The organism is Micromonospora sp. WMMD1219 (assembly GCF_049315215.1).
In the GTDB taxonomy this organism is placed as follows: domain Bacteria; phylum Actinomycetota; class Actinomycetes; order Mycobacteriales; family Micromonosporaceae; genus Micromonospora; species Micromonospora tulbaghiae.
In genome coordinates this window covers 308541-323194 of record NZ_CP186057.1, presented here as the reverse complement: position 1 = coordinate 323194, position 14654 = coordinate 308541, and the positions used below count along the sequence as shown (strand labels likewise).

The window sequence follows — 14654 nt, the reverse complement described above, 5'->3', positions numbered from 1 at the left end:
CGAGTGCGGCGTCGGCTGATTGTTCAATCAATGACAACTACACGGTGTCATATTCGAAGATGGCAATGCATGAAAATCGTTCGCGATGGTGGAGCGAGTCGCGCGGCGTCAGTTGACTGCGGCAACCATCTACTGATCTGCGGTTTTGAAGATCGGTCCGGCTGCCCGAGGTCACCGCACGTGGGTGTGGCGGTCGCTGAACCTCCCAGTGTGGAGGGCGGACTTGATTACCGAGAGTGTTGAGCGATCGATGGGATGTCCAGTTCGCCGTGATCCGTCCTGACGCAACGTGTCCGACCTTGTGCGCTGAGGCAGGACGCCCTTAGAGTCCCGCTCGCACAACTGAAAGCACACGGGGGAGGGTTTGTGGCACGTCGAGTGACGGCCACTGTCCGTTCGTGCCTGGCTGCGGGCGTCGCCGTACTGACGGCGGCCGCGTTGGCGGGCGTACCGGGAGAACCGGCGGAGTTTCTCGCCGCTGGACCGGACGGCGTGACAGGTGGCGTGGAGAGCCGGACCGATGAAGCGGTGTCCCTTCGGGCCGCCCGCGACTCCGGCAAGCCGGTGCAGGTCAAGAGCCTCACATCGGAGACGACCGAGGTCTTCGCCCTGCCGGACGGTCAGTTCCGGGCCGAGCTCTCGGTCGGCGCGAGCCGGATCCGGCGCGGCGACCAGTGGGTTCCGGTCGATCTGACCCTGCGCAAGGGCGCGGACGGGCGGATTGCCGCCGTCGCCCACCCGTTCGATCTGGTCGTCTCCGGCGCACAGCCGAACGGCACGACGGAGCTGGCCGTCCTCGGCCACGGAGCCGACCGGCTCGCGGTCGGCTGGGCCGGTCGGCTGCCCGAGCCGAAGCTGGACGGCGGACGGGCCACCTATGTGGACACGCTGCCCGGGGTGGACCTGATCGTCGAGGCGACCCGCGCCGGGATGGAGGCGTTCTTCGTCGTCAAGGACCGCAGCGCCGTGAAGCAGGTCGCCCGCCTCACGCTGCCGATCACCGGGCCGAACGCGGCCCGGGCAGTCCGCGACGCCGGCGGCAACACCGCCATCCAGGACACCACCGGCCGGGTGGTCGCGCGCACTCCCGCACTGCGAATGTGGGACGCGCGGGTCGACGCGCTCGGGAATCCGGCCACCGAGACGGCGGTCGCATCCACGATCGCCCCTGCCGCCGCGGCCCGTGGAACCGGCCGGCTCGACCTGACGCTGACCCCGGACATGCGCTGGCTGACCGACTCCGAGCGGCAGTATCCGATCGTCATCGACCCGACGATCAACCCGCTGTACACCACCTTCGACACGTTCATCCAGGCCGGCGACACGGTCAACCGGGGCGGCACCGACGACCTCCGACTCGGCCGGCTCGGTCCGACCGGGCCCGTCACCCGGTCCCTGCTGCGCTGGGACACCGCGGCCCTCGTCGGCAAGCAGATCACCTCCGCCACCGTCTCGTTCTGGAACTGGTGGTCGCCCCAGTGCGAGGGCCGGTCGTGGGAGCTCTGGACCGTGGGCGCGGTGGCCGACGACATGATCTGGGACACCCAGCCGGCGTGGAACAACCAGGAGGCGACCACCCTGGCGACTGCCGGCTACGACGCCAGTTGCAACGACGCCTGGATCGGGATCAGCGGTACCAAGTTCTTCCAGCGCGCGGCGAACGCCGGTGACACCCGTGCCGACATGGGCCTACGGGCCACCGACGAAACCGATTCGAAGGCCTTCAAACAGTTCCGCTCCCGCAACGCGGCCACCAGTACCGAGGTGCCCAAGGCCAGCGTCACGTACAACTCGTACCCGACCGTGACGGCCCGGTCGACCGTCCCTGCCTCCACGTGCGCGACCGGCTCGGGCCGCCCGCTTGTCAACACCTTGACGCCGCAGCTCAAAGCCACAGTCGCCGACGGTGACGGCACCGCGATGACAGTCACCTTCGAGTGGTGGGCGATGAACGCGGAGAAGGCGATCGGTTCGGCGTCGTCCAGCAACGTCGCCTCCGGCGCCACAGTGGCGGCGACCGTTCCCGCCGGCGCCTTCGTGGACGGCGGCATCTACCGCTGGCGGGTGAAGGCCGCGGACGGGGTCAGCGGCAGCGACTCCTGGTCGTCGTTCTGTGAGATGCAGGTGTACACCACGGCCACTCCGGTCACCGGTTGCACCGGCGGAACGGACAGCGACTTCAACGGCGACGGCGTCGCCGACATCGCGATCGCCGACCCGGAGGCCACAGTCAACGGCCAGATCCGTGCCGGCCGCATCAACGTCACGTACGGCGGCAGCACGACGGTGCACACCCTGCACGAGGGCGGGGCGAACATGCCCGGTGCGGCCGAGGCGGGTGACCGCTTCGGCACGTCGATCTCCGCGTACGACGCCAACAACGACGGGTGCACCGACCTGGCGGTCGGCGTGCCGAACCAGGCCGTCAGCGGCCAGGCCCAGGCCGGTGTCGTCTACGTGCTGTTCGGCTCACCCGCCGGCCTCGCGCAGGGCCCGCCCGCCGTCTGGTACCACCAGGACAGCGCCAACGTCCCCGACGCGGCCGAGGCGTACGACTGGTTCGGCTACGCCGTCGCCGGCAGCCGCACCGCCAGCGGTGAGCCGTACCTCGTCATCGGCGCTCCCGGTGAAGGACTGGGCAACCCGTTCACCGGGGTCGTGCACTACCTGCGCGGCGCCGTGAACGTGGTGATGTCCCAGGGCAGCGGCATCCCGGGCTCGGCCGAGACCGACGACCGCACGGGCTATTCGGTGGCCGCCTCCACGTACCACTGGGCGGTCGGTTCCCCGGGCGAGGCGATCGGTACCGAGGCCTTCGCCGGAGCGGTGAACGTGTTCAGCCACACGCTGACCAACGGGCTGCCGACGCTTGCCGCCGGCCTGGAGCAGAACGTCGCCAACGTCTCGAACGACGCCGAGGCCAACGACAACTTCGGCAAGTCGATCTCGATCGCGCCGTACCGGCCCGTCGGTGCTCCCGCCGGCCAGGCCGACTCGCTGGTCGTCGTCGGCGTGCCGGGTGAGGACCTGGTCGTCGCGGCCACCAACACCCCGGCGCCGGACGCCGGGCTGGTGCACCGGTTCCACGTCACTGCCGCGAACACCTTCACCGAACTGCCCGCGATCACGTACGCCTCGGAGGACGGTGACTACCTGGGCGAGAAGGTCGTGGTGGTGAACACCGCGCCGGGCAGCGAGGGCACCAACGCGACGATGTTCGTCGCGATCGGCGTGCCGGGCGAGGACGCGGGCACGTCGGTGGCCGACTCCGGACGGGTACGTATCTTCCCGGCGCTGGCGAATCCGATCGGTACGCCGACCACGCTGCACCGGGAATCGGGCAGCATGCCGGGGACGGCCGGCGTCCAGGAACTGGTCGGCACGTCGCTCTCGGCCACCTCGCAGCGGCTCTACGTCGGCACTCCCTACGGCGCCGACGCCGTGTACGGGTTCACCTGGTCCGACCTGAAGGCGGGCAACACGGTCCCGAGTGTCACCTGGCAGCCGGGACAGGGCGGTCTCCCCACCGGGCACAGCGCGTTCGGGGCGGCGATCAGCTGATGAAGAGCATCGACATGAGTAGTTATCCAGCGGGGGAGGACCAGAGGGTGGCCCGTCGTACGAGAAAACGGGGCCGGGTGTTCACGCTCGGCCTCACGCTCGGCCTCGCCGGCCTGATGTCCACGGCGGTGTTCGTCCAGCCGCCGGAGCCGGCGCCGCGCACCGCCGCGGCCTCGGAGGACCTCGTCCGGGACACCGAGGCCGAGGCGCTGGTGGCCGCGAGGGCACTCAACCAGCCGGTCGAGGTGCTGGCGCACCGCACGGAGTACCGCGACGTCTTCGCGCAGCCGGACGGCACGCTCATCGCCAACGGCCACACCCAGCCGGTGCGGGTCACTCAGGGAGACGCCTGGGTGCCCGCGGACTCGACCCTGGTGGTCCAGCCCGACGGCTCGTACGGCCCGGCGGCCGCGCTGCTCGGCATGCAGCTCTCCCAGGGCGGCACCGCGCCGCTGATGGTGGTCACCCGGGACCAGAAGAGCATGACCCTGACCTGGCCGCACGGGCCGCTTCCCGCTCCCGTGGTCGAGGAGAGCAAGGCGACCTACCCGAACGTGTTCCAGGATGTCGACCTGGTCACGAACGTCACCGTCGAGGGCTTCTCGCACGTACTGGTGGTCAAGACGCCGGAGGCGGCCGATCTGCCGGAGCTCCAGAATCTCCGGCTCGGGGTCGCCGCGGTGGGTCTGACCATCGAGGAGACGGCCGAGGGCGGCGTGGTGGCCCTGGACCCGGTCACCAACAACCCGGTCCTTGAGGCGGACGCGCCGACCATGTGGGACAGCGGAAGCCAGGAGGGGGGAGATGCGGCCGCGGCGCGGTCGATGGACACCTCGTCGACCGACCCGGGCGCGGCCTCGGCCGAGGGACCGGGCGACACGTCGGAGGTGGCTCCGGTCGGCCTCGACTACTCGGACAACACCCTCACCCTCACCCCGGACCGGTCCATGCTGACCGATCCGGAGGCCTCGTTCCCGCTGTACATCGACCCGGTCTGGCAGAGCAGCACCAACAGCGCCTGGGCGATGGTGGACAGCGGCTACCCCAACGAGGAGTACTGGAAGTTCGACGGCAAGCGGCACGAACGGATCGGCCTCTGCCCCAGTTCCTGCAACAACTCGAAGGTCAAGCGCCTGTTCTACCGGCTCGCCACGCCGTACTCGGGCAAGACGATCCTGGAGGCCACCTTCCGGGTCACCCTGCAGCACGTCTACAACTCGACCGCCCGGGCGGCGGCGCTCTACCTGATGCCGGCCGGGATCACCTCCTCCACCAACTGGAGCAACCAGCCCGGCGGCTCGGGCTGGTCCGGGGCGACGCACCTCGCCACCAGCTCACCGACCAAGACGCAGGCCACCTGTACCTCCACCAACCAGAACACGGAGTGGAACGCGAAGGCCGCGGTGCAGCAGGCGGTGACCAAGGGCTGGAGCAACGTGACCCTCGGCCTGCGGTCGGTCAGTGAGAGCGACTCGACGCACACCAAGCGGTTCTGCGACAACGGCGTCCTCTCGGTCCGCTACAACCGGGCGCCGGTGATCGCCAACCTCAACGAACTCACCATGTCCCCCGGCGGGCAGTGTGTCTACGGTTCCGGCGCGCCCTACGTGGACGTGCCGCCGCGGCTGAACGCGGTGCTGCGGGACCCGGACCACTCCTCGGCCCACACCGAGCAGATCAAGGCCGAGTTCAAGGTGACCTGGACGCCGGCCGGCGGGACGTTGCAGACGCGCTCGTACACCACTCCGCTGAAGGCCAGCGGATCGGTCTTCTCGTACACGGTCCCGAGTGACATCGCACAGAACGTCCCCATCTCCTGGGAGGTACGGGCCAGCGACAACACCAGCTGGGGTCCGTGGAGCAGTGAGGGCTCGCGCAACGTCTGTCAGTTCCTCTACGACAAGACCAGCCCCAGCGCGCCCGACGTCGACTCCGCCGTGTACCTGCCGCAGGACGCGGCCGACAACGGGACGGCGAGCGCGTCGAACTGCATCGAGAGCGACGAGTGGCTGGGTTCGATCGGTGTACCCGGCAACTTCGTCTTCGACTCCGCCGCCACGGACGTGGTGGAGTACCGGTACGGCTTCAACACCAACCCGGCGCCGGGCGTGAACGTGCTTCGGCCCACCACCGACGGCGGGCCGGTCACCCTGCCGAACTGGTACCCGGACAAGGAGGGCCCGCGGACGATCAACGTCCAGGCCGTCGACCGGGCCGGCCGGTCGAGCAGCATCGCCTCGTGCACGTTCCGGGTGGGCAAGCGACCGCCGACCGCCCAGTGGTCGCTCGGCGAGGTCGCGGGCGAGGACGGCGCCGGCGACGGGCTCGGTGACAACGACGCGACGGCTGGAAGTGGCGTCACGTTCGGGGTCGAGGGTCCGGGTGGGACGTCCGACACCGCAGCCCGGTTCGACGGTACGGCCGGCGCCCACCTCACGACCAGCAAGCCAGTCCTGACCGACACGTCGGCGAGCTTCGCCGTCACCGGCTGGTTCAAGGTCGACGATGCCGGCCGCCGGCAGGTGGCGGTCAGCCAGGACGGCACCGGTGAGCCCGGGTTCGCGCTGGGGGTCGAGGGAGGAACCTGGTTCTTCCGGATGCCGGTCAACGACGTCAACTCGCTGGGCCGCTGGCAGGTCGACGGTGCGGCGGCCACCACGGGTTGGACGTACGTGTCCGCCATCTTCGACGGTGCGAAGAAGGAGATGTCGCTCCAGGTCGGGAACAACGCCCCGCGCGTCGCCCAGCGCAGGTCGCTGACCAAGTCGCGCGGTCCGCTCCAGATCGGCCGTGTGCTCACCAAGAGCGGCTACGCCGACAACTGGGGAGGGGCGATGGCGGACGTCTCGGTCTTCGACCGGCTGATCATCGCCGACGAGGTCACCGGTCTGCAGAAGACCGCCCCGAGCCGTAAGGCGTACTGGCGGTTGAACGCGGAGACCAACAAGGTCAGCCCCGAGGAGCGCGGCGGAGCGGGACTCACCCTGGGCGCCGGCGCGACGGTCTTCAAGCACCCGGTCCTGTCCCTGCTCGGCGGTGGTCACCTCGCGCTGACCGGTGGCGCGGACAGCTACGCCAGCACGTCGACCAACGCGGACATGGCGGGCAGTTTCTCGATCAGCGCCCGGGTCAAGCTGACCAGCAACTGTGCGGGTACGCCGATGACGGTCTTCTCGCAGAAGGGCACCAACGGCAGTTCGGTCGTCGTGCGCTGCAACGACGCCGGGCAGTGGGAACTGGCGATGGCGAGCACCGACACGGTCGCGCCGGAGTGGACCAGGAAGGCGACCGACGAGGCGCCGAAGCTGGTCGGCAAGGGTGACCACCTGACCCTCGTCTACAACGGCTACGCCCGCGAAGTGACCCTGTACGTCAACGGGTCCTTCACCGAGGCGATCCAGTTGGTGTCGCCGTTCGTCGCCACCGGCGGGGTGCAACTCGGCCGCGCCTGGCTCGACGGCGCCTTCAAGGAGCACCTGTCCGGTGCCATCGACGACGTCCGGGTCTACGACGGCGTCGCCGACAAGGTCCTGATCGAGAAGCTCAACGTCCAGGTCCGCGAACAACTCTCGCTCTGACGTGACAGGCGGTGGGGCCGCCCGCTCCCGGGCGGCCCCACCGGCACGCGAGACCTTTCCCCGTTCTTGTCCCGCAACCCCTGGAGGGGTGATGTTCTCCCGACTCCTGGTCCGGTCCGGCGGCTTCGTCCGCCACACCGTACGACCGGTTTCCTGGGCGATGGCCGGTGTCATGGCCGCCGGCTTCATCCAGATCGCGACCCCACCCGCCTCGGCCGAGGCGAAGCCGAACCGTCCGTCGACCTCGGACGCGTCCAAGGTCCTGCCCAAGCGCGACCCGCTGCCGGCCAAGCCGAAGGCGGCCAACCCGGCGGTGGCTGCCGCCTCGACCGCCCCGGCGAAGGTCACCTGGCCCGCCGCCGGCGCCGCGGACGTCACCGTGCCGGCGCCCGGGGCCGCCCGCTCCAAGGCTCCGGCGGCCACCGCCAAGATCGGTGGCCTGCCGGTCGCGGTGTCGGCCGCACCCGCCGCCGCGTCCGCTGCGGCGGACCCGGCCCGTCCGGCGGCCTCCGCTCCCGGCAAGGTACGCATCGAGGTGCTCGACCGGAAGGCCTCGGAGAAGGCCAAGGTCGACGGCCCGATCGTCCGGCTGAAGCGGGCCGACGGCCAGGCCGCTGCCGGGAACGTCCGCCTCGACCTCGGCTACGGCGGGGTCGCCGGTGCGTTCGGTGGCGACTTCGGCGCCCGGCTGCGGCTGGTCCGCCTGCCCGAGTGTGCGCTGACCACGCCGGAGAAGGCCCAGTGTGCCCCGGTTCCGCTGCCGACGACGAACGACAGCGCCGCCGAGACGCTCTCCGCCGAGGCGGGCACCGGTGCGCTCTTCGCCATGACCGCCACCGACTCCTCCTCGCAGGGCGACTACGGCGCCACGAAGCTGTCCCCGTCGTCCAAGTGGTCGGTGGCCCCCTCCACGGGTGGCTTCTCCTGGAGCTACCCGCTGCGGAGCCCGCCGGTGCCGGGTGGTGGTGCGCCGCCGATCGCGCTGGCCTACTCGTCGCAGTCGGTCGACGGCCGGACCGCGACGACCAACAACCAGGGCTCCTGGATCGGTGAGGGCTTCAACTACGAGCCCGGGCACATCGAGCGCCGGTACAAGCCCTGCTCGGACGACGGACACGACCAGTACGCCGACCAGTGCTGGGCGTACGACAACGCGACCATCCTGCTCAACGGCAAGTCGACGGAACTGGTCAAGACCGGTGACACCTGGCGGTTCGGGACCGACGACGGTTCGAAGGTCGAGCGGCTCACCGGCGCGGTGAACGGCGACAACGACGGCGAGTACTGGCGGGTCACCACCACCGACGGCACCCAGTACCACTTCGGCCTGAACCGGCTTCCCGGCTGGACCTCCGGCAAGGAGGAGACCGGCTCGACCTGGACCGTGCCGATCTACGGCGACGACTCGGGCGAGCCCTGCTACAACGCGACGTTCACGTCGGCGTACTGCGACCAGGCGTGGCGCTGGAGCCTCGACTACGTCAAGGACCGCTACGGCAACGTCACCTCGTACTTCTACGAGAAGGAGATCAACTACTACGCCCGGGGCAAGAAGACCGACGTCAACGGTGTTCCGTACGTCCGGGGCGGCTGGCTCAAGCGGGTCGACTACGGCCAGCGGCACGAGGCCGTCTACACGACCAACGCCCCCGCCCGGGTGCGCTTCGAGACCAAGGAACGGTGCCTGCCGTCCGGCAACGTCGACTGCGACCCGCAGGATCTGAACACCACCACCGCGCCCTACTGGCCGGATGTGCCGTTCGACCGGAACTGCGCCAAGGACACCAAGTGCAAGCTCGACCAGATCACCCCGACGTTCTGGACCCGGGCCCGGTTGACCGGCATCACCACCGAGATCCGCGAGGGCACCGGCTGGACGCCGGTGGACAACTGGAAGCTCGACCACCTGCTCACCGACAACGGTGACGGCTCGCGGACCCTCTGGCTCCACAAGATCACCCACACCGGTCTCTACGGGCCGGGCACCGACATCGCCATGCCGTCGGTCGAACTGGGCGGCCTGCAACTGCCCAACCGGATCGACCGCGACGGCGACAACATCGCCCCGCTGGTCCGCTTCCGGCTGGCGACCGTGTGGACCGACGCCGGCGGCCAGATCGACGTCAACTACGCCACCCCGGACTGCACCAAGAGCACGCTGCCCACGCCGGGCAACAGCACCAGGCGCTGCTACCCGGTGAAGTGGAACCCGCTCGGCAGCGGCGACCCGATCACCGACTGGTTCCACAAGTACGTGGTCGAGCAGGTCGTCGAGACCGACCGCACCGGCGGGGCGCCGGACATGGTGACCCGCTACCAGTACCTGGACGGGGCGGCCTGGCGGCACGCCGACCCGGACGGCATCTCCGACCCGAAGGACCTGACCTGGAGCGACTGGCGCGGTTACGGCCGCGTGATCGTCACGGCCGGCGACGGTCAGGTCCAGACGACCAAGACGGAGTACCGCTACCTGCGCGGCATGCACGGCGACAAGGATCCGGACGGCGGCACGCGTACCGTCAGCGTCGCCGACTCCACCGGCGGGAGCCACACCGACCACAACGAGTTCTCCGGCCACCAGTTGGAGAGCATCGTCTACGACGGCGCCAACGCGGTCAGCAAGAGCATCGCCGTCCCGTGGCGGCACAACACCGCGACGGAGACCCACAGCTGGGGCAGCAAGAAGGCATGGTTCATCAACACCACCACCGCCCGGAGCCTGGTCGCCCTGGCCGCCGGCGGGTGGCGGGAGACGAAGCAGACCTCGACCTTCGAGACCAGCTTCGGCCGGGTGACCGAGACCGAGAACGAGGGTGACGTGGCGGTCACCGGCGACGAGGCATGCAGCCGGACCACGTACGCCGACAACGCGACCGCCCACCTGTACAGCCTGGTGTCGCGGGTCGAGTCGGTGTCCGTGGCGTGCTCGGCCACCCCGGACCGCAGCAAGCAGGTCATCTCCGACACCCGGACGCTCTACGACGGCAAGGCGTTCGGCGTCGCGCCGACGCTGGGCAACCCGACCCGGACCGAGCGGCTGAAGAGCCACAACGGCACGACGGCCACCTACATCCGCGCGTCGGAGGGCACGTTCGACGCGTACGGCCGGCCCTTGACCGCCGTCGACGCGCTGGGCCGGGTCACGAAGACCGTGTACACGGACACCAACGGCCTGACCACCAAGGTCAAGGAGACCAACCCGCTGCAGTTCGTCACCACCACCGACTACGCCCCGGCGTGGGGTGTGCCGGTCGGCCAGGTGGACCAGAACGGCCTCAAGAGCGTCCTGGAGTACGACGCCCTGGGCCGGCTGGCGAAGGTCTGGATGCCGGACCGGACGGGCGCCAGCGGCCTGGAGCCGAGCATCCGCTACAGCTACCTGGTCCGCACCGACAAGCCGGTCGCCATCAAGACCGAGCGGCGGCAGAACGACGGCTCCTACAGCGTCGAGTACAAGCTGCACGACGGTCTGCTCCGGCCCCGCCAGGTGCAGTCGGAGGGCCCGGACGGCACCCGTACCGTGGCCGACACCTTCTACACCGGCACCGGCCAGATGGCGAAGACGTACGCGACGTACACGGTCGCGGGCGCGCCCACCGACGTGATCTACCCGGCCGTCAACGGTGACGTCAACGGCCAGACGCTGTACGTCTACGACGGCGCGGACCGGGTCACGGCGGAGATCTTCGCGGTCGCGGGCAACGAGAAGTGGCGCACCACGACCACCTACGGCGGCGACCGGGTTTCGGTCGACCCGCCGGCCGGCGGCACCCCGACGACCTCGATCACGAACGCCCTGGGCAAGACCACCGAACTGCGGCAGTACAAGGGCAGCGGTCCGTCGGGCGACTTCGACAAGACCGAGTACACCTACACGCACGCCGGGCAGCTGAAGACGGTCAAGGACCCGGCCGGCAACGTCTGGTCCCACGAGTACGACCAGCTGGGCCGCAAGACGAAGTCGATTGACCCGGACGCCGGCACGTCGACGTCCGGCTACGACGACCTGGACCGGCTCACCAGCACCACGAACGCCCTCAACCAGACGATCAGCACGAAGTACGACGAGATCGGCCGCAAAATCGCCGTCTACAAGGGGGCCGCCGACACCGGGGAGCTGCTGAGCAGCTGGACGTACGACCTGGAGATGCTCGGTGAGCTCTCCTCGACGAGCCGCTGGATCGACGGGCACGAGTACGCCACGTACTTCTCGATCTACGACGAGTTCTACCGGCCGCACGCCACGTACTACTCCGTGCCCGAGCACGCCGGTGCCGAACTGGCCGGCTTCTACACCTTCGGCACGGAGTACAACCGGGACGGCAGCATCCAGTCGCTGAGCATGTCGGACGGCGGTGGGCTGCCGTTCGAGACGGTCGCCTACACCTACGACGATCTTGAGCGCCTGACCGCGGCCACCGGTGACGCCCCCTACCTGACCGACGTCGAGTACGCCAGCACCGGCGAGGTGCTGCAGACCGAGGCCCGGGTGGGCACCCGGAAGGTCTGGTCGACCTACGAGTACGAGCAGGGCTCCAAGCGGCTCACCCGGCAACGGCTGGACCGCGAGTCGGCCCCGGTCGTGGACATCGACGCCCGCTACACGTACGACCAGTCCGGCAACATCCTGCGGATCGCCAACAACCCGTCCGGCACGCAGGACACGCAGTGCTTCACGTACGACTACCTGCGCCGGATGGAGCGGGCCTGGACGTCGGCGAGCACCGCGACCGACCCGTGCGCCGGTGGGCCCTCGGTCACCGGGGTGGGCGGCGTGGCCCCTTACCACCACGCCTACACCTTCGACGTCACGGGCAACCGCAAGACCGAGGTCCAGTACGGGACCAACGGCACTCCGCTCATCGAGCGCAGCTACACCTATCCGGCCGCCGGCCAGGCGCAGCCGCACACGCTGAGCCAGATGACGGAGAAGACTCCGCAGGGCGACCGGCTGTACTCGTACGAGTACGACGCGGCCGGCAACACGAAGAAGCGGACGAGGACCGGCGAGGACCAGACCCTGGTCTGGGACGCCGAGGGCAACCTCGAGTCGGTCACCGAAGCCGGCAAGAAGACCAGCTTCCTCTATGACGTCGACGGCTCCCGGATGCTCCGCAAGGAGCCGGCCTCGACCACGCTCTACCTGCCGGGCATGGAGATCCGGCTGAACCACCAGACCCGGTCCACCGACGCCACCCGGTACTACTCGCTTCCGGGCGGGGCGAGCCTGGTCCGCAAGGTGGACGGCCTCCGGTACGTCGCGAACGACCACCACGGCACCGGCCAGGCAGTGGTGGACCAGAGCGGCGCTGTCACGCACCGGCGGATGACCCCGTACGGCGAGAACCGGGGTGCCTCGCCAGGTCAGTGGCCGACGGAGAAGGGCTTCGTCAACGGGAACATCGATTCCACGACAGGCCTGGTCAACATCGGCGCGCGGGAGTACGACACGATCACCGGCCGGTTCATCTCGGTCGACCCGATCATCGACGTCAATGACCCGCAGCAGATGAACGGGTACGCGTACGCCAACAACAACCCGATCTCGTTCTCCGACCCGGACGGCCTCAAGGCCTGTTCCGACGACGCCTGCGGGCCGGGCGCCGACTACGAGGACATGTACGGCACCTACCACAAGGTCAAGGGCCACAACGACGGGTGCGGTGGTTGCTCGGGCGCGTACGACCCGGACGAGCCCACGATCAACGTCCACAACAACCCGCGGGCATCAGCGGAGGAGCGGGCCGCGGCCGCGCGGGCGGCGGCGGAGAAGGAAAGGCAGCGGCGGATCGCCGCGGCCAAGGCGAAGATGCTCAACGCCGCCAAGGCCCTGGCGAAGATCCTGATGGACGAGTTGGGTATCACCGATGCCCTGGACTGCTTCCTCAAGGGCGACATGGGCGGCTGCCTGGCCACAGCAGTCAACGTCGCGGGCGCGGCGATCGGCGGTGCGCTGGGCAAGCTCGCAGTCAGATACGGCGCCCCATGGAAGTGGAAGAAACTCGCCAACCTGACCAGCCGGGTCAAGGGTCTGCTCGGCGACCTGGTCGGCAGCGCCAAGGCATTCATCAAGTGCAAGAACAGCTTCGTGCCCGGCACGTTGGTGGTGATGGCCGACGGGTCGCGCAAGCCGATCGAGGACGTCAAGACCGGCGACATGGTGTTGGTGACCGATCCGGTGACCGGCAAGACGACGATCAAGCCGGTGGTGGCGACCATCATCGGTCAGGGCAGCAAGAACCTGGTTGAGGTCACCATCGATCCTGACGGTGACAGCGGCAACGCCACGGAGCGCGTAGTCGCCACCGACAACCACCCGTTCTGGGTGCCCGGCCTCGACGAGTGGGTCGACGCCGCCGATCTGCGGGCTGGTCAGTGGCTGCGCACCTCGGCCGGCACCCACGTGCAGATCAGCGCGACCCGACAGTGGACGGAACCGGCACAGGTCCACAACCTCACGATCGACGACATCCACACGTACTATGTCGTCGCCGGGGACACGCCGATCCTCGTGCACAACTGCGGTGCGGACAATGACCACATCGTGTATAGGGCACTCGCCGACGGGGAGGACCCTTCGTTGGGCTTGTTTGCTCGCGACCCGGCGGCGGTTGATGTAACTCCGTTGTCTCACGTGGCTGGAAAGAAGGCCACCCCGTGGATTTCGGCGAGTAAGTGTCGCTGTGTGGCAGCAGACAAGTACGATTCAGGCCATGGGTATGTCGCAATTGATACGCGGCTCGTGGGACGAGTCGAGGACATCTCGGACGGCCCATTCCCGACGAGTAGGAGGCATGCCTCGTACGCGAGAAGGGACAAGGAAGTCTTGTTGTTCCAACATGTCCCCGCCGAAGCGATCGTGGGTGTCTGGGGGAGAAGCTAAAGATGGCGGAAGGTGAAGAGTCCCTGATCGCGGCGCTAGACGAGGCATGGGATGACGAAGCTGGCTTCCTCGGGAAGCTTCGGGCGGGAGTGTTTGACGAACGCCAGGGAAACGCGTACGTCGAGCTCCTTCGACGGATTCCTGCTGCAGTGCCGCACAGGGACATGTTGAGTTCGGAACTGGTAAAGCTGGTCTGGTTTGCTCCTCAATTCATCGAGTGGCAGATCGACCGGGCTGCGAAAGACGAGGCGGAGCGGGCGCGATTGCAGAGAATAGCGGACAGGGTGCACGAGGCGGTTTCTGAAGTGCTCGGCATTCCCTAGCCTTTGGTCATTCGTACCCGAAGCGACTTCCGTCGGCCCGGAACCTTGTCGCGACTGATCAATATCTTGGGGTTTCGGGCATGACGGCGGGCGGTTAGGCGGCAGAGAGTGGCGGCTGGCTGCGCATCGTGCGGTGTCGAATCCGGGAGCCGACCGCCCAAGATTGTTGGTGAAGCAAGCGTCACCATCGCTGGCCAGGGGTGGTGCCGACTCTTAACCGCTGGCGCGGTGCTGATGGACGTGCACGCGGGGCCGTAGGTCGTCGGGAGTGCACCCGGCTCTGCCGGGAGCGTTGATCCTGTAGAGCAG

At 68.8% G+C, this 14654-nt stretch carries 4 protein-coding genes; all 4 read left to right on the top strand.

What is annotated here, in order from left to right:
- Positions 1–366 precede the first annotated feature (366 nt).
- The 4 genes from ACN27C_RS01470 (at position 367) to ACN27C_RS01455 (ending at position 14345) form a co-directional block, all read left to right on the top strand.
- A complete protein-coding gene (locus ACN27C_RS01470; RefSeq protein WP_422750249.1) occupies positions 367–3561 on the top strand; it encodes a hypothetical protein in 3195 nt (1064 codons plus the stop codon).
- 116 nt (positions 3562–3677) lie between these two features.
- On the top strand, positions 3678–7139 hold the full coding sequence (locus tag ACN27C_RS01465; protein ID WP_422751706.1) for a LamG-like jellyroll fold domain-containing protein: 3462 nt from the start codon (positions 3678–3680) through the stop codon (positions 7137–7139).
- Between the two features lie 91 nt (positions 7140–7230).
- A complete protein-coding gene (locus ACN27C_RS01460; protein WP_422750248.1) occupies positions 7231–14022 on the top strand; it encodes a polymorphic toxin-type HINT domain-containing protein in 6792 nt (2263 codons plus the stop codon).
- A gap of 2 nt (positions 14023–14024) precedes the next feature.
- Positions 14025–14345 carry a hypothetical protein gene (locus tag ACN27C_RS01455; protein WP_422750247.1) on the top strand — a complete coding sequence of 107 codons (321 nt, stop codon included), beginning with the start codon at positions 14025–14027 and terminating at the stop codon, positions 14343–14345.
- Positions 14346–14654: the final 309 nt, after the last annotated feature.

What these genes read in the sequence shown, in the direction of transcription:
- ACN27C_RS01465 (WP_422751706.1), top strand. Translation starts at nt 3,678, where the DNA reads ATGTCCACGGCGGTGTTCGTCCAGCCGCCGGAGCCGGCGCCGCGCACC.
- ACN27C_RS01460 (WP_422750248.1), top strand. Translation starts at nt 7,231, where the DNA reads ATGTTCTCCCGACTCCTGGTCCGGTCCGGCGGCTTCGTCCGCCACACC.
- ACN27C_RS01455 (WP_422750247.1), top strand. Translation starts at nt 14,025, where the DNA reads ATGGCGGAAGGTGAAGAGTCCCTGATCGCGGCGCTAGACGAGGCATGG.